The sequence below is a fragment of the Paenibacillus sp. FSL W7-1332 genome, from assembly GCF_037969785.1.
Taxonomy (GTDB): domain Bacteria; phylum Bacillota; class Bacilli; order Paenibacillales; family Paenibacillaceae; genus Paenibacillus_AQ.
The window spans coordinates 4680972-4697489 of the sequence record NZ_CP150209.1 but is presented as its reverse complement, the minus strand read 5'-3'; the positions used below and the strand labels follow the sequence as shown (position 1 = coordinate 4697489).

Below are 16518 nucleotides of genomic sequence, written 5' to 3'. Positions count from 1 at the left end.
ATGGGACTCGTATTAAGGGAGCTGCAGGTGCTGGAGGATGAAAGTCTGCTGTTCATGGTCCAGGAAATCGGCCAGGGCGGGAACGGATTCGTTAATGGTCTAAAAAGCGGGAGCATGGAAGAGTTCGCTTCCAAGGTGCAGCGCAATTACGAAATGGCGAGAGGCATCGATCTGCCGGAGCAGTATGTTCCCCAGACGATATATTGGTTATACGATAACGACAAGCCCATAGGATATGGTAAGCTGAGACATCGCTTGAATGACAATCTGCAAGAGCTAGGGGGACATATCGGGTATGTCATCCGGCCGTCGGAGCGTAGGAAAGGATATGGCAAGCGGCTGTTGGCGGAATTGGTCAAGAAGGCCAATGAGAAGAACATAAGCCGGGTCCTTCTGACCTGCGATGAATCCAATCTGGCTTCCCGCTGCATCATTGAATCGAATCACGGTGAGTTAAGTTCCATTACGAACGGGACGTGTAAATACTGGATTGAGACGGCTGCTGGGCACAACTAGGAGGAAGAAATGCCAAACAAATCATGTGCTTGGAGAGAGACAAGAAGAAGTTGAGGAGCGCTCCTCAACTTCTTCTTATTTCTTCAACCAGTCGAACATTCGGTTGATCGACGCTGCATGCTGCGGTGGCGGGAAATGATGTCCAAGCCCTTCGTACAGATGCGCTTCCGGCTGGTGCCCCTGTTCTTGAAGCTTGTCCAGCATCCGGTAACTATGCTCCACCAGGACTTGCTCGTCCCGCGTCCCATGGACAAGCAGGACGGGACATCGGATACGGTCTGCATAATGGATCGGCGATCGAAGAAGATACTGCTCAGGTACTTTGGCAGGCGTTCCGCCAATGACGCGTTTCATCATTCTGCGCAGATCTATCCGTTCTTCGTAGGTTTGTGCCAGATCGGAGACGCCGCTCCAGAGAATCATTTTGGATACATGTGGTGACAGAGCGGCTGCCACGGCAGCATTGATCGCACCGCGGGAAAAGCCCAACAGATGAATACGACGGTTATCTATCCAGGAAATGCTCGATAGCCATTCAATTGCGGAGATCACATCCATCGTATCGGCACCGCCGAATTCATCCCTGCCCTCGCTGCCTTCATTTCCGCGATAGGCCGGAGCAAACACGGCATATCCTTGCGCAGCGAATTCTTCAACCCACTTCAACCTTACAGCGCCAACCCGTCCAATGCCGCCGCGGCAATACAGGACCAAAGGAAGCTTAGGCTCAGTCACTGGCTTAGGTGGTTCGTGTGAAACAGGATCCAAGTTTAAGGAGCATGCCAGCGTGCCGGTTATTGTAACGCCGTGAATTGCGTTGAACGCTTTGGACATCTCATGGGCGACCGAACGGGGCAGTTGCGGCGGCAGACCAAGATACCCCTTGATATGCAATCCCTCCGAGACATAGTCAATATGATAGATCATCGCTGTGCTTCCTCCCGTGCCTTATATCATCATGTTGTATCGAATAAGGGCGCTATTATCTGATAGTTGGAATCAAGTAAGTATAGTATGTTCTTTCCGTTGAAATCAAGAATGGGATGTAAGAAATTACAATTTGCCAAATAGCTAAATATCTGATAAATTATTATCTCGGGCATATGAAATGCCCAATATCATGGCGGTCGTGGCGAAGGGGTTAACGCACCGGATTGTGGCTCCGGCATTCGTGGGTTCAAGTCCCATCGATCGCCCTCAAAGTAAGTATACATAAGGAGAAGGAGAGCCGAGAGGCTCTCTTTTTTCGTGGTTATAACCAAGCAGATATAGATGCCAGGTCCTTCATAAGATGATATAATAATGTGGAAATCGAGGTGAATGAACATGGCAAAAAAGAAACAAAAGTCCCCTTTGCCGCGAACCGAGGCTGCCGATAAACCCGCGACGTTAAAGGATATGCTGGACCCTCAAGTTCTGGCGAAGTTGAAGGCAACAACCGAATCCTTGAAAGCCAATGAAGCCGAGCGGCTTGAGAAGGAAAGGCAGGAACGGGAAGCTGTTCGCAAGGCAGAACAGAAGCGGCGCGACAATGATTTTGAATATTTACTGGAACATAGCGAAATGGATTGGAAAAAATATAAGTGACAGGCAGCGTTATGCTGTCTGTTTTTTATTTTTGATATCAGACAGTAAACGTCGAAGCGTGAGCCTTCCTGATATCGGAAGAAAAACTTCCTTTAAAAACGGTCTGTCTTCTGTGATCGTACACCGGGACCGGGAGATGTTTTCTTGTAACGAGGATCTTTCAACTTACTTGGATCGGTTGTATAATAATGGAACCTATACCTTGGACATACATATGGAGGAAGATGAAAGGATATGGAGCATAGGCAGACTTTAATGATCGGGATTGGCGGAGGTTCGGGGAGCGGCAAGACAACGCTAAGTCTTAAGCTCAAGGAGAGGTTAAGCGAGTACCGGGTGGCGATCTTCCATATGGATAAATATTATAAGTCCATTAGACCCTTGGCCAAAGCGCCCTTCACCAATCAAATGTTTGAGGATTTTAACCATCCGGATGCCGTCGATATCGAGCGTCTGACCGCGGATTATGATCACGCCGTCCATAATGGCAAATACGACATAATTGTCATTGAAGGATTTCTATTGTATCAATTCGAATCCCTTCGGAACTCGCTTCATTTGAAGCTGTTCGTAGATTGCCCCGCGGATGAAAGAATGCTTCGCAGAAACCGGTGGTTTATAGAAAAGGGGCATAGCGAGGAAAGTGTGCTTCAGGAATATTTGCAGCTTGTAAGATACAGGCACGATGAATATGTTGAGCCTACCCGCTGGCATGCGGATCTGGTGATCAATAGTTCCCTGAAGGGAAATCAAGGCTTCAAGGTTGTGACGGATTGGGTTCTTGCCAGATTAGAGGAGAACAACCCCGCTTAGATAACCGGCGTATTTGTACTCGGTATCCTGAGCATTCTTGCAAGACCTTTCCATATTCATGTGAGGTGTTGATGTCATGCTGAAAGCGGGTTACAATAAGTAAGTTAGTATTAATGCTCGCTAGGAGGCGAAAAGAATGAAAGTGGAAATATGGTCGGATTTTATGTGTCCGTTCTGTTATATTGGTAAACGCCGTTTCGAATCGGCTTTGGAGCAATTCCCTAATAAAGATCAAGTTGAAGTGGTTTACCGCAGCTTTGAGCTTGATCCCGGTGCATCGTATCAAGCCGGGGTTTCCATGGACGAGATATTGGCATCCAAATACGGCATGAGTATCGAACAGGCCAAGGCTGCGAACGCCAACGTGACCCAGCAAGCGGCAAGCGTCGGGCTTACGTATCACATGGATCGCGTCATCCCGGCCAATTCATTTGATGCTCACCGCCTGGTTCATTTTGCATCCGGGCATGGTAAAATGAAAGAAATGACGGAGCGGTTGTTCCGTGCACACTTTACAGACGGCGAGAATCTTGGCGATAAGAATCGATTGGCCGATCTGGCGGCTCAAGTCGGCCTGGACCGCGATTTGGCTGCGGCCGCGCTCGAGAGTGACGATTTCCAGTCCGAAGTAAGGGCAGACGAAGCAGCTGCAGCAAATTTGGGAATTCGGGGAGTGCCGTTCTTCGTGCTGGGAGTCAAATACGCCGTGTCCGGTGCGCAGTCACTGGAAGTGTTCACGGACGCTTTGGATAAGGCTTATCGTGAAGCGAATCCGCTAGTGATGGTGAATGATTCCGACAGCAGCGACGGCATGTGCGCCGACGGATCTTGCGATCTGCCGGGCAGCGCGAAATAAAACATACACAGCAAGTAAGAGCCCGAAGCATCAACAAGCGATCTTCGGGCTCTATTTATCCAGTTAGAATCACTAGTTATAATACATAGGAGGCAATATGCGGCATCTTCCATCTGAGGAACTTATCCAACGAATTCAAGATTCAGAAAACGATTATATGTTGGATCGAATGAAAGCAATCGAAGGTCGGACCGGAAATCCCGAAGGGGTCGAAATGAAACGCTTCGGCCATGCGCTGTGCTTGTACAGCAAGACGATGCCTTGGCTTTCTTTTAACACGGTGAAAGGACTGCGTTCAGAGGATCTGAATAACGTGGACGAAATCATCGACTTTTATCAATCGAGGGAGCGCAAATTCCAGTTCGAAATCGTGCCCGGCTTGGTAAATCAGGAATTCCTGGCTGCGCTTGCCGAACGCGGATTCTATCAATCTGCTTTTCATAATTCCATGTATATGAACCCGCAGGAGCTGGAGGGGGTGCAAGGTAATGGAATTGTGATCAGAGCAATAGACAAAGATGAATTTGAGGATTATGCTAAAGTTCATTGCCGTGGAACAGGATTGCCTGATCAAGGAATTCCATCTGTAGCCTCGAATAACCGTGTATTGTATTCACGGCCGGGATGGAAATTCTATATGGCTTATGTAGAAGATGAGCCGGCCGCAGCTGGCGTTATGTACGTAAATCAATCGACAGCGTCACTAACATTTGCGGCGACACTCCCGGAGTACCGCAGACAAGGCTTGCAGCTGGAGCTGCTTCGCAGGAGAATACGGGACGCGAAGCTTGAAGGTTGCAGTCTGGTTGTCGGGCAATGTGCCTTCTTATCACAGAGCCATCGCAACATGGAATCGGTCGGCATGAAGCTGGGCTATGTTCGGACGACGTGGACCGAACGCTGACCTGTAAGTTCAGAGGAGTAAGGCAGGTGGAGCAGCCATGCAAGAAAACATGGATTTTCTTAACTTGGAATACTTACGTCTGGGCTCCGATAAACAGAAGCAAGCAGCCATGGTTATAGACGAGCTTAGACTATGGGATCATCTGAAACCCTATAACCCGATATTGGTGGGCACGATTCCTATCGGGATTGACATCGAATCAAGCGATCTCGATATCATATGCCATGTGACGGATTTTGCCTGCTTTGAACGAGAGCTCAAGACGCGTTATAGCGAAGATGTTGCGAATTTCACGTGCTCATCCCGTACCGTCAACAACGTGGATCGATCGGTAGCGCGATTTCGGTACAAAGGATGGGAATTCGAGGTTTTTGCACAGCCATTACCTTCAACGAGTCAGAATGGTTACCGTCATATGATTGTCGAATACAAGCTTTTGAAGCGGCTCGGTGAAACTGCAAGACAAGGGATTATCGAGCTGAAGAGGTCGGGTTATAAGACGGAGCCTGCCTTTGCGAAGCTGTTGCGTATCACGGGCGATCCTTATGAGGAGCTGCTCCAGATATATCATTGGCCGGAGGATCGACTTGACGCCTATATTAAATCTTATATGGACAAGGAGAATGGATATGAGTGACAAACAGCAGCTGCTGAATGAGTATTCCGCGTGGATCGGCAAAGTGAGAGGGTTCGCGGTACAGGAAGAGGGATTCTGGAACACCCCGATGGCAGAGGGGAAATGGACCGTACGTGATGTGGTGTGCCATATCATGCGGTGGGATGAGTATTTTTACAATGAAGCCATTTCCAAAATTTCCACAGGGGATGTTTTGACTGTCCGTCATATAGATTATGACACTTTCAATGAAGAGTCGAGGCAATATGCCACGACGTTATCAACGGAAACGCTGGTGGATCAGACGATAAGCGCTAGGGAGAAACTGATCCGGGCGATCGAAGCCTTGCCTGAAACGGCATATGAGTTGCGGTACACGGACGCGGACGGGCACCTTTTTGAGGTGGCGCAATTTATGCGGGATTTCATCTGGCACGACAACCACCATCTGGCTCAGCTGAATCAGGTGCTTCAAGTCGGCTAGTCGGCAATACTTAGCAGAAATGGGTGAAGTCATTGATTGGCTACTTGGACATCATGTCTTACTTTACAGAGAGCAACCTGGAGTGGTTATTGGACCAATTTAGAGCATTAGGCCCGCTGCCGGGCATCCTTCTGACGTTCCTAAAGTCCTTCATTCCACCGATGCCCACGATCGTGATCGTGGGTGTGAATGCGGCGGTGTATGGGCTTTGGGCAGGGTTTCTTTACTCCTGGATCGGTATGGTGGCAGGATGTTTAACGACCTTTCTCATCGTGCGCAAAATATCCGGTACACCCCTGATCGAACGCTGGGCAAAAAAGCCTAAAGTTCAGCGTGGTATGCGCTGGATTCAGCGCAACGGTTTCAGTTACGTTTTCCTGCTTGGCATACTTCCCGTTGGGCCGTTTGTCGCGGTCAATGTGGCCGCCGGGCTGGCCAGAATGAACCTGATGTCCTATCTGATGGCTGTCACCTTGGGCAAGGGCATTATGGTGTTCTGTGTCTCTTACATCGGTGCCAACCTGTCCGATTTTATTGCGGAACCTTTTAAATTGTTCGGAGTCCTTGCCTTTATCGTACTGTCCTTATGGGTCAGCCGGAAGCTGGATTCATACTTTATAAGAAAACAATCGGTACACGATCAACAAGCAGAGCTTGAGTCCAGTTGAATAGCATGATTGAAAAGGAGCAAGCGTTATGACCAAATTGGCCTCATCGATTCTGGAAATGATTCGAATGATGATCATTATGATGATCTTTGTCATGGTTCTGGGCAACATAGAACATCAAATGCTGAAGAGCTGGATACCCTGGAATGGACTATATTGGCTGTTCCTGTTCGCAGGGAATGTATTGTGGTTTCTTGTACTCTACCGGAATCGCCTGCAGTTCAGCGGCTGGTATCGTTCAGCCGCGACCCAGCACAAGCTGTCTAGAAATACGACAAGGATTGTCATGGCGCTGGGCATGGTCCTTATCGGAGCGCCCATAATGATCACGTGGTTCATTGAAATAGGTTAATCCATTGGTCATAGGTTAAAACGTTCGGATATAAAGGGGCAGTTTCAAAGGTGTATCGACCTTTGGAACTGCCCTTGTTTGATAATTACAGTCTTTTTCGTTTATACAATGTTACGAGGAGACACGAGAGAAGCAGAAGGACGATTGATACGCCGGCGTACAAGGCTTCCTTGGCACTTCCTTGTTCCTCGGCAGCCCCGTTTGACCCGTCGCCCGGCCTGCCCATTCCCCGGCCTCCCTGCATTTGACCGCCAAACTCGCCGCCGAATCCGTTCCCCATCTGCCCCTGAGGGAAATCCTGCATCTGGCTTTGCCCACTCTGGCCGGGAGTCTGAGGCATGGTTGGTTGATTGTCATCGGAAGGGGGCTGCTCCGACGATTGGGTTTGATCTTCAGGGAGCTCCGCTGCATTTGGTGATGGTTCCGTAGTTACGGCTGGAGCAGCATCAACCGTTGTTTTTTCGTTGGAACTGCTTGTGCTCGATCCGACAGACGATACGACGGACAAGGAAGGTTCGTCCCCTTCAAGCGCGGTGTCACGATCTCCCTCAGCTTTGCCGGAGTTAACGTCGGCGCTGCTTCCCGAAGCATCGTCAGAAGAATCAGGAGCAGCACTGTCGTTGTTGGCAGGCCTGTTCCCGCCAGAGATGCCTCCGGCCGGGGCATCGTTAGGGGGAAACGATCCGGCTCCATTCGTCTCGCCGCCAGGTCGCATGCCACGACCACCGCCGGGACCCATACCGCCTCCGCTGCCGCTTCCATCGCCAGCGGAGGGGAGCGTTCCATCCAGCTGTTGCTGGATGGAATCCATTGATTCTTGAACGTATGAGGTGAGCGTCGGGATGGATTGCTCATACATCTCATAGGAATAGAAAGGTCTTGGGTCTTGCTTTACGTGCTCGGAAATTAAGTCTTGCAATTGCGCAACTCGCTCATTGAATGTTTCCTGCTGCATGTAGCCCTCCAGCAACTCCGAGAGGATGGCGTGATAGCGTTCCTTATATTCGTCAATCGCGAGCAGCTTGGCAATCAGGGGCCTTTCCGCCAAAGCTCCCTGGGTTGGCTCGTCAATGAGGATGCTGGAGCCCCCAAGTCCCCCGAATGCCATATTATAATCCCAAGGCAGGACGGAGAAAATGCCGTTGTTCTCATACAAATAATAGTTCTGTTTGTTCGATCCCAGATAACTGTCCATATTGGAGGCAACCACGTTCAAAGCAACGTACTTGAGTACATTATCGACATCCAGCACCTTCTCATAATCGATGCCGTTATTAAGCTCATCCAGCATGTCGATCAATACATCATCATTAGACGATTTGGATTTCATGACAAGCCCGGTGTAGGAATCGGGATCATTGCCAAGCCACGTCAGATCGCTGCCCACGCCGTTCATCTCGGCCTTGTACAATGCGCCGTAGGAATGATCGAAATGACGCTCCAGATAGGAATCGCCAATCTGTTCGATCGCGAGGTAGAACCCCCATAATTCATCGTTTACATATACATTGACATAGGAGAAGCCGGGCGTCGGCAATCCTACGGATTCTGCCAGCTCGTAGGTCAGGAATTCCCGCATATACGAGGCGTCGCTGTAGTTGTTGTTCAGATTAATTTTACTGATCCCATTCAAGGTTTGATTAAGGTATTCGTCAAAGGATATTTTGAAGCTGTAGCGGTCGGAGTCCGAATTGACCACGCTGCGCAGGCTTAAATTGCCTTTGGTGCGAATGCCGACATGATCAAATTGCATGCCGTTGTAATTGACGGATGCTTCTTTATATTCTTCAGCGCTGGCGTTGTTCAGCATATCCTGAAAATCTGCTTCGTCCATCGTGATTTTTACATCAACAACCTTATCTTTCGGAAAAACCGTCGAATCCATTTGCTCCTGCTGAGCATCGCTCTTCGTGCTGCTTACCGTCCCGGCAGCCGTGGGTGTCCATTGGCAGCCTGACATTAGGAGGACTATGGCCATCACGAGGAACAGTTGGACCGTCATTCTTTTTTTTATCATCTCTGGCCACCGCCTGACTTAGGATACATAGTCGCCACTGTAACTGATCAGAACCGCGTTATGAACACCTGGCAGCTGGGACAGCTTGTTCACGAACTGGCCTTCGGCGTCGCGCAGCCTTACTTCCAGTGTCAGCTCAATGCTGCCTGGGGTCACGGTTTTTTGCTTCAGATTATAACGCTTCACGGCTTGACCCATTTGTTCTTTTACGGCTTGCTCGCTCTGTTCATTCTCGCAATGAATCACGAGCAGATAAGGCGTATCCACCGTTGCTTTTTTAATGAAGAAGAACAGGATCAGACCGACTACGATGGAGCCGATGGCAGCCAGCGTGTAGAACCCGGCCCCGGTTACGATCCCGGCAACCGCGGCCCAGAACAGGAAAATCAGATCGGTTGGGTCCTTGATGGGCGTACGGAAACGGACGATGGAGAGTGCGCCGACCATACCGAGCGAGAGCACGAGATTGGAGTTAATGGCTATGATGACAACGGCCGTGATCATGGTCATCCCGATCAGAGACACGTTAAAGCTTTTGGAATACAGCACGCCGCTGAAGACTCTTTTATAGAGCAGATAAATGAATAACCCGATCACAAAGGCAACGGCCAGCGTAATCAGAATTTTAGCGAAACTGATATCGGATACGAAGTTTTCCATCACGGATTTTTTGACGATATCCGAAAAATTGGTGGTGCTCGTATTGCTTGAAGTCGATGTGGTGTTCATGAATTTATTGATCCTCCCATGTGTTATATTTCAGAAATTTACGGCACATCACGTATTTGGAGGCCGATTGACGGCCTAGTCCTTCCAGCTGCAGCGCGATTTTGATGTAATCCGGGATGTATTCGTCATATTTGACCTCGAGTATAATCAGATTCTCATCGATCGCCCGGATGGGCAGCAGATTTCGATTGAACAGATCCGTGGAGTGCAGGCCGGTTCGAAGCTCCTTGTCAAACGTAATTCGGACATTTCCGTTGGCGCACACATACGGCTCGCGGACATAATCGACAATGACCTTGGGGCGCAGCAGCTTATGCTTCATCTCGTGATACAGCTCCATCATCAATGGCTTGTCCGGCTGATAGAGGCATTCGTATTGACCGGCCATGATCTGATCGGCCATCTCCCTTGTGAGCGGCTCCTTCAGCTTGGCAATGTAATCCCGGAATTTGATTTTTTTCTCAAAATGAATGGTGTTGTCGGTTACGTTGTAGATACGGATGCGGTATTTCACCCGGTCCCGAACCCCAGCCAGCTTCTCGTATAAGGCTTTGTTGTTGATATCGTCAAAGTACAAGCTTCGAATGTGATATTCCCCGCCGGGGCCTGCATGCTGATCGTAGGTCACCAGATTTTTTAATCGTTGACGGATGATTCGGTACTGGTGAACATTCACAAAAAATTTAAGCTCGTTCCGGTATTTCAATTGGGTTGTCATGATTCCACCTCGTTTCTCTCTAGCATTCGTGTGCTTGATTGCTTACGAAATTTATCCTATCAATCGTTCCTGATATCTTTCTTAATTGCGGCTGAATGTAAACTGAATGTTTTCGCTATGTAAAAATCGAAGGATCGAAGCAGGACAAAATTCATGATTCAATGGATCCGAATTGTTCGTGGAGGCTAGCTAAGAGGTCCCGCTGCTGTAACAATTGTGGTAGGATGATACTATATTCGCGAAGAGAATGGACGATGCGTCATGATCTATTATGTTGTAGCGCTTTGGAGCGCGGCGGCTGTGCTGCTGTTCAATCAGCCTCGGAGCGAGGTGAACCGCTGGGCGGCTTTTTTTCTGTGGAGCGCAGGAATCGGCGGCTTGACAGATTTGCTTGTGCCTGCGGGTTTTATCGCGGCGCGGTACGAGCCGTGGATTCAATATCTCAACCATACGTTGACACCGTACGGCGTGTTAATATTTTGCATGGTGTATACCCGCAAGCCCGAGAATCATAAGAGAATGCGCGATTTCAAAATAGGCTTGTTTCTGCCGGTGCTCGCGATGCTGGCCCAGGTGCTTTTGACGGAAGCTTACCGAATTCATTATGGCTGGTTATTCGTGTGGACGGTTCCGTATTATGTGGCCGCATGCGCCTTGCTTATTCGCGCGTTGTCGCATGAGATGAATCCGCAAAAACGCAAAGGCATGTGGATCACCACCTGGATTATGGTGCCTACCTTGCTCGGCGTGATGCTGCTGATTAATGTGGGAAATCTGATCTCGCCCGGTTATGATTCATTCCGGTACGTGTCCCTGTTCATTCTGTATTCGCTGGGCGTTGCCGTCATCTGTACCTTTGTGTACGGCGTCCTGGGTGTACGCCTGAAGTTTGAGCGCGATCCGCTGGATCGCACGATGCAAGCCGTCAGCTCGGGGACATCGATGCTGAATCATAGCATTAAGAACGAGATCGGGAAGATTGCGATGAGCGCGGAAAACGTAAAGCGGCTGCTGCCACAAGACAACGGCGTTGCCATCGAACAGCTTGAGGTCATAGCGAATTCATCGGAGCATCTGCTTGCCATGGCGGGACGCATGCAGCAGCAGATGAAGGCGTTTAAGCTGGTGGAACAGCCAGTCCGCATGGATCAGCTGCTTGCTGAACTGCAGCTCCGCGAACAGGATCTGCTGCGCAGGCATGAGGTCGAAATGAACGTAATCTGCAGGCAGCGACCGTGGCTGCTCGCGGATACCGTCCATTTGAAGGAAGCGATCAGCAATCTCATTCGAAACAGCGTGGAGGCGATGCCTGAGGGTGGGCTGATTACGATAACGATAACGGCTGACCGCAAAGGAGCGGCGATTACCGTTAAAGATAACGGGACCGGCATTCCAAGCGCGCAGCAGGAGCTTGTGTTTGAACCTTTTTACAGTACCAAGGGCCACAAGAAAGATAACTTCGGGCTTGGTTTGTCGTATGTTTATAACGTGATGAAGAAAAGCGGTGGTTCCGTTAGTCTGGAGAGCCGCGAATCGGTTGGTACGGAGATTTCGTTATATTTTCCGCGCAGTAAAATCATTCGTTTATCCGGGAGGGAAGAAGCTTGAACCGCATACAGATCTTCTTGGTAGAGGATGATCCGGATTGGGTTAAATCGATGACCGTTTTTCTGAATGCGCAGGAAGACATGATCGTTGTCGGCACGGCCGAGTCGCCCGAACAAGCGATGGCGATGGCGCATATCCTCTCCTTTGACATCGTGCTTATGGATATTCAGCTCACTGCAGGTCGACTTGACGGGATATACACGGCCGCCGAAATTCTTGAGCGTAAACCGCAGGCCAAGGTCATCATGCTGACCTCGCTGGGTGACGAGCTGGTGATCATGCAATCCTTTACGGCTGGAGCCGTCAATTATATTGAGAAGCCGAGGTTTAAGGAGCTTCCGGCAGCGATCCGAAGCGCCGTGCTTCATTCGGGATCGATGGAGGTGCTGCTCAAGGAATTTGCCCGCCTCAAGCGCGAAGAGCAGCTTCGCGGCTTAACGCCTGCGGAGCGTGAGGTGTTTGATCTGTTGGATGAAGGGTACACCCATTCCCAGATGGAGCAGAAACTGTTCAAAACCGAGAGCACGCTCAAGAACCAGATCAATAAAATATTAAAAAAGCTCGGGGTAAGAAGCAGCAAGGAAGCCGTGGAGAAGGTCCGCCGGAAAGGGATTGTAAAAGAGAACGACAACTAGCATCGGTGCGGATTAAGACTGGATCATATCGAAGGATCGGAAGAGGTACTACGAAACGTAGTACCTCTTCTTGGTATGTTCTACAAAAGTGAGGTCTAACGGCGAGTCCCCGGCGGCTGTAAAATGACTTGTAGATAGAGAGGTGTCCGGCTTAAGAAACTAGAGGACATCCCGAGGGGAGCTAAAGCGCATGAAGAGAAATCCGATCTATGTTGAACTCGATATCCAGTCGGATATGGATAAGCTGTGGACGTTGACGCAAAAGCCTGAGCTGCATCAACAGTGGGATCTGCGATTTTCCGAGATTCATTATGTACCGGAGGCTGATTCGGATATCCAGCGGTTTTTATATAAAACCCGCATTGGGTTTGGACTGGAAGTGACAGGGTCGGGAGCCACGAAAACGGCTGTTCACCCGAAGACGGGGAAACGAATCTCGGTGCTGCGATTCGGCTCGGATCAGCGCAGCTCCCTCATTCGGGAGGGAAGCGGCTATTGGAAGTATCAGGACAAGGGGAGCGGGGGCATACGTTTCTCTACCCAATACGATTACAAAACGCGGTTCGGCCTGGCGGGCGCCTGGTTTGACCGTTTGTTGTTCCGGCCTTTATTCGGCCTGGCGACGGCTTGGAGCTTTGATGTGCTGCGATTGTGGGCAGAGAAGGATATTCCGCCCTTGGCAACGATCCGGAAGGCATTCATCCATGCCTTGAGCGTGATGATGCTGGTCGTTCTATGGTGTTATGAGGGGCTGGTACCGAAGCTGTTGTTCCCGGAAGCCGGGGAGCTTGATCTGTTGAGGCAGTCGGGCTTGGCTGGAGAGCAGGAGGGGGTGGTGTTAACCTTACTCGGCATTGCCGAGATCGGCGTCGGCTTATTGACGCTGCTCTTTCACAAGAGTCGGTTGTGGTACAGGCTGCTGATGAGCTTGCTTGCGATCTTGATGCTTGGAGCATGGATAACAGACCCTCAGTTAATGAAGGCCCCGTTCAATCCGTTAACGCTTAGTGGATCCATGATGGGGTTTTGCTTGATGGCTTCACTGTCCGCTGCAGATTTACCAAGCGCCTACCGCCCGGCACGAAAACCCATCCCCGGGGATAAATCCCGCAAAGGAGGGGTGAGTCGTGACCTCGATCTATGAACAAGCGCTAGGCTCGCAATTTCAAATGCTCCATCCCAAAATTCGGGAGCGCTTCGGGTTTGACAGCAAGGATCACATCGCTTCGATTGGCGAAGGCGTCATGGAAGAGATCTGGTACGCGCCTTGGGCTGCACTGCCTCTCTATATAGGCACGATGCGGCATATTATGTTTCCGAATCGAGGGAAAGGGATCCCGTTTCGGATTGAGAATTATGCTTATCGTGACGAATGGGGAAGAGAAACGGTGACGTGGTGTCGCAGCTTTGATTTTCCGGGTGTCCAAAGGCGGTTTGATGCCACAATGATCTATAGCGCACAGCGCCGCCGTATCGTGGATTATTTAGGGAATAAACAGCACTTGGCGGTCGATCTCCGGATAGCCGCGGGGGAGAGCGGCGGCATTTGCATTCAATCGGGGGAGCAGAGATTTTATGAGGGGCTTTTGCAGTTTCGATTTCCCCGGTGGTTCACCGGAACAGCCGATGTAAACGAATGGTATGATGACGGGAGTCAACGATACCGGATATCCGTTGAGGTGCGCAATCCGATATTGGGGCCTGTCTTCCGGTACAAGGGAAGCTTCCAGGCCCGGACCATTGCTGTGGCCGATGGAGCCGTTCCGAAACATGTAAAACCTCTGCGAGTTGAGGCTAGAGAGTAGCGGCGGTATTGGAGGAGGAGAGGCTGCTGCTCTTGCGCTCACGGAACATTCGGTAGTATAGAAACGAAGATACGACATATAGCGTTCCGGTAATGCAAAATGTGATCGCATATCCCCAATAGCTGCCGTAAGTGGTGACGAGCTTGGATTGTACGGGTCCCATGGTGGCCCAGCCCAGCATGAAGGCCGTTTGCGTAACCGAATTGGCGATTCCTCTTCGGTGATCCGGTACACGGTCGATCAGAATCGAGGATTGTATCGGATTGGCGGCATTCATCAGGGCTTGGCGGAACAGGAAGCCGACCGATGCAATGAGAAGTACGTTCGTGAATCCGGTTAACAGCAGGAAGGGCAAGGATAGAACTTGAAAGAGCACCACGGCCTTAACGGCTCCCACCCGATTCACCAGCGTAGGTCCGATCAGCATCGATACAATGGTCATGACTTGTCCAAGTGATATCAGAATGCCGACGGCCGATAAAGATACCGAGAAGCGGTTGGTAAAGTACAAATTCAAATAAGGCACGACAAGTCCCGAGCCCAGGCCGATTAACAATTGGGCAAGCGCGAACTGCCCGATGACTTTGTAATCCCCCAAACCGGAGGCGTTTACTGCTCTTCCTGCCTGAGCCGGTTGATGATCAGGAAGCGGTGCATCCAATGCCTGTATGTCTTCGGCCTTCTGATCGGCTGTGAACAAGAGCGGGATGAATGCCGCCAAGGTAGCCAGTCCGCCTATGAATAGCGCGGTTTTCAAGCTGCCGACCTTGTTCATACCAACGGCCTGCAGGGCATCCGCCAAGAATCCGCCTCCCATGCTGCCGAGCACTTGAGAAGCAAGGACAAGCGAGGCGTGAATGCTAAAGATCCGCATGCGAGCCGATTTCGCCGTGTTTTCCGCTAGAAAGGGGATAGCCAGCACCTGAAAAAAGGATGCGAACAGACCGGTATATACCGCAAGACCAAGCAAGCTGAACTCGCTCTCCAGAAAAGAGCGCGCGATCAGACCCGCACCGCTTAACAATGCCCCCAGGACGAGGATTCGCTTACGGCTGCCGCGGTCTCCGATCAGGCCAATCGGAATGAACATCAATGCCGTTGCCAGGGATTGAATACTGACCACTGTTCCATTCATGGAGTCATTATACCCAAGACCTTGTATGTACAAATTGTAGAGCACGCTAAACATGCCTGTACCGATCTGATACAGCACGTTGGCTAGAAAAAACAGCTTGATGTTGCGCGGCCAAGAACGCATTTCTTTTGCCGACTGTTGGATGAAACTCATGATGATACCCCCTAAATTTTACAGCAGCAACCTCTATTCTAGCAGGTTCCACAGAAGGGAGGAAGAAATATTATATCGAAATGAAGTGTGATTGACATGTTATAGACAAAAATATAAAATGTCTATATAAATTACAATTTGAAAAGTGGTGTTTGCATTGGATCCGAACGAGCGTTTCTGGAATGCTTCTATAGATGAACTTAAGCAAGGCTATATCGACGAAGGTCCCGTATGGGTATGTCTCTTGTGCGGCAAGACGATCGAGAAAGGGATCATCTATCCGGACCAGGATGTGTTATATGAGTCAGAACGATACATGACCATTCATATCCGCCGGGAGCATGGCTCCGTATTTCAGTATTTGTCAGGGCTCGATAAGAAGCTGACTGGATTAACCGAGCATCAGAATCGATTGCTGCAGCTCTTCTATCAAGGCATGAACGATAAAGAGGTGCAACAGGAGCTCGGCATAGGCAGTGCTTCGACGATTCGCAATCACCGGTTTGCCTTGAAGGAGAAGGAAAGACAGTCCAAGGTACTGCTGACTTTAATGGAGCTGCTGAAGGAAAAGGATGACCATGCACCGGCATTCGTGGAGATTCCCAAGCGCGCCAAGATGGTGGATGAGCGCTACAATGTCACCGAAGAAGAGCGGCAAGCGATCCTGGCCAAGGTGTTTCCTGAAGGGACCGATGGTCCGCTGAAGACATTTAAGCTCAAAGAGAAGCAGAAGTACGTCGTGTTGCGAGAAATCGCAGCTCGTTTTCAACCGGACGTCAAATATACGGAGCAAGAAATCAACGATACGATCGGGAGGGACCATCCCGATTATGTGACGATTCGCCGGTATTTGATTGAATATGGTTTTTTGGATCGCAAGGATGATGGAAGCGAGTACTGGTTAACGACGTAAACGCTAAGA

At 50.1% G+C, this 16518-nt stretch carries 19 protein-coding genes and 1 tRNA gene; 15 read left to right on the top strand and 5 right to left on the bottom strand.

Features of this window, described 5'->3' with window-relative positions; all coding sequences use genetic code 11:
• Complete coding sequence (locus MKX98_RS21040) at nucleotides 1-516, top strand: GNAT family N-acetyltransferase (protein ID WP_339218208.1); 516 nt, start codon at nucleotides 1-3, stop codon at nucleotides 514-516.
• Nucleotides 517-591: 75 nt separating this feature from the next.
• Here MKX98_RS21040 and MKX98_RS21035 read toward each other — a convergent pair whose 3' ends face one another.
• Nucleotides 592-1443 (bottom strand): alpha/beta fold hydrolase, encoded by an 852-nt coding sequence (locus MKX98_RS21035; RefSeq protein WP_194543453.1) that lies wholly within the window; start codon nucleotides 1441-1443, stop codon nucleotides 592-594.
• Between the two features lie 196 nt (nucleotides 1444-1639).
• Between MKX98_RS21035 and MKX98_RS21030 the strand changes: the two genes are divergently transcribed.
• From MKX98_RS21030 to MKX98_RS20990, 9 genes are all read left to right on the top strand, one after another.
• Nucleotides 1640-1712: transfer RNA gene (locus MKX98_RS21030), tRNA-His, on the top strand.
• A gap of 130 nt (nucleotides 1713-1842) precedes the next feature.
• Nucleotides 1843-2103: a YqkE family protein gene (locus MKX98_RS21025; RefSeq protein ID WP_071220257.1), complete on the top strand. Its 261-nt coding sequence runs from the start codon at nucleotides 1843-1845 to the stop codon at nucleotides 2101-2103.
• A gap of 234 nt (nucleotides 2104-2337) precedes the next feature.
• Complete coding sequence (locus tag MKX98_RS21020) at nucleotides 2338-2916, top strand: AAA family ATPase (protein ID WP_194543452.1); 579 nt, start codon at nucleotides 2338-2340, stop codon at nucleotides 2914-2916.
• Between the two features lie 136 nt (nucleotides 2917-3052).
• Nucleotides 3053-3772, top strand: coding sequence for a DsbA family oxidoreductase (locus tag MKX98_RS21015; RefSeq protein ID WP_339218204.1), 720 nt, complete (start codon nucleotides 3053-3055; stop codon nucleotides 3770-3772).
• Nucleotides 3773-3869: 97 nt separating this feature from the next.
• Nucleotides 3870-4676, top strand: a complete 807-nt coding sequence (locus MKX98_RS21010; protein WP_339218202.1) for a GNAT family N-acetyltransferase — start codon at nucleotides 3870-3872, stop codon at nucleotides 4674-4676.
• A 37-nt stretch (nucleotides 4677-4713) separates the two neighbouring features.
• A complete protein-coding gene (locus MKX98_RS21005; protein ID WP_194543449.1) occupies nucleotides 4714-5313 on the top strand; it encodes a DUF4269 domain-containing protein in 600 nt (199 codons plus the stop codon).
• Nucleotides 5306-5776 (top strand): DinB family protein, encoded by a 471-nt coding sequence (locus MKX98_RS21000; protein ID WP_339218199.1) that lies wholly within the window; start codon nucleotides 5306-5308, stop codon nucleotides 5774-5776. Before MKX98_RS21005 ends, MKX98_RS21000 begins: the two co-directional genes overlap by 8 nt.
• A gap of 53 nt (nucleotides 5777-5829) precedes the next feature.
• Complete coding sequence (locus tag MKX98_RS20995) at nucleotides 5830-6444, top strand: TVP38/TMEM64 family protein (RefSeq protein ID WP_194543447.1); 615 nt, start codon at nucleotides 5830-5832, stop codon at nucleotides 6442-6444.
• 28 nt (nucleotides 6445-6472) lie between these two features.
• Nucleotides 6473-6796, top strand: a complete 324-nt coding sequence (locus tag MKX98_RS20990) for a hypothetical protein (protein ID WP_339218197.1) — start codon at nucleotides 6473-6475, stop codon at nucleotides 6794-6796.
• 85 nt (nucleotides 6797-6881) lie between these two features.
• On the opposite strand, the gene MKX98_RS20985 is transcribed toward MKX98_RS20990, so the two are convergent.
• From MKX98_RS20985 to MKX98_RS20975, 3 genes are read right to left on the bottom strand one after another with little or no spacing between them, the layout of a single operon-like run.
• The gene (locus MKX98_RS20985; protein WP_339218195.1) at nucleotides 6882-8813 is read right to left on the bottom strand and encodes a CotH kinase family protein; all 1932 of its coding nucleotides are present in this window, start codon (nucleotides 8811-8813) and stop codon (nucleotides 6882-6884) included.
• A gap of 18 nt (nucleotides 8814-8831) precedes the next feature.
• Nucleotides 8832-9542, bottom strand: a complete 711-nt coding sequence (locus tag MKX98_RS20980; RefSeq protein ID WP_339218193.1) for a DUF4956 domain-containing protein — start codon at nucleotides 9540-9542, stop codon at nucleotides 8832-8834.
• A 4-nt stretch (nucleotides 9543-9546) separates the two neighbouring features.
• Nucleotides 9547-10260, bottom strand: coding sequence for a polyphosphate polymerase domain-containing protein (locus tag MKX98_RS20975; RefSeq protein WP_339218191.1), 714 nt, complete (start codon nucleotides 10258-10260; stop codon nucleotides 9547-9549).
• A 261-nt stretch (nucleotides 10261-10521) separates the two neighbouring features.
• Between MKX98_RS20975 and MKX98_RS20970 the strand changes: the two genes are divergently transcribed.
• The 4 genes from MKX98_RS20970 to MKX98_RS20955 all read left to right on the top strand — a co-directional run bounded on the left by MKX98_RS20970 (nucleotide 10522) and on the right by MKX98_RS20955 (nucleotide 14308).
• Complete coding sequence (locus MKX98_RS20970; protein WP_339218189.1) at nucleotides 10522-11868, top strand: ATP-binding protein; 1347 nt, start codon at nucleotides 10522-10524, stop codon at nucleotides 11866-11868.
• On the top strand, nucleotides 11865-12503 hold the full coding sequence (locus MKX98_RS20965) for a response regulator transcription factor (protein ID WP_194543442.1): 639 nt from the start codon (nucleotides 11865-11867) through the stop codon (nucleotides 12501-12503). The genes MKX98_RS20970 and MKX98_RS20965 overlap by 4 nt, the downstream gene beginning before the upstream one ends.
• 190 nt (nucleotides 12504-12693) lie before the next feature.
• Complete coding sequence (locus MKX98_RS20960) at nucleotides 12694-13647, top strand: DoxX-like family protein (RefSeq protein ID WP_339218187.1); 954 nt, start codon at nucleotides 12694-12696, stop codon at nucleotides 13645-13647.
• On the top strand, nucleotides 13631-14308 hold the full coding sequence (locus MKX98_RS20955) for a DUF4166 domain-containing protein (RefSeq protein WP_339218185.1): 678 nt from the start codon (nucleotides 13631-13633) through the stop codon (nucleotides 14306-14308). Before MKX98_RS20960 ends, MKX98_RS20955 begins: the two co-directional genes overlap by 17 nt.
• Here MKX98_RS20955 and MKX98_RS20950 read toward each other — a convergent pair.
• Nucleotides 14298-15596 carry an MFS transporter gene (locus MKX98_RS20950; RefSeq protein ID WP_339218184.1) on the bottom strand — a complete coding sequence of 433 codons (1299 nt, stop codon included), beginning with the start codon at nucleotides 15594-15596 and terminating at the stop codon, nucleotides 14298-14300. The genes MKX98_RS20955 and MKX98_RS20950 overlap by 11 nt on opposite strands.
• A gap of 157 nt (nucleotides 15597-15753) precedes the next feature.
• On the opposite strand from MKX98_RS20950, the gene MKX98_RS20945 reads away from it, so the two are divergent.
• A complete protein-coding gene (locus MKX98_RS20945; protein WP_071220271.1) occupies nucleotides 15754-16509 on the top strand; it encodes a DUF2087 domain-containing protein in 756 nt (251 codons plus the stop codon).
• The last annotated feature ends 9 nt before the right edge of the window (nucleotides 16510-16518 follow it).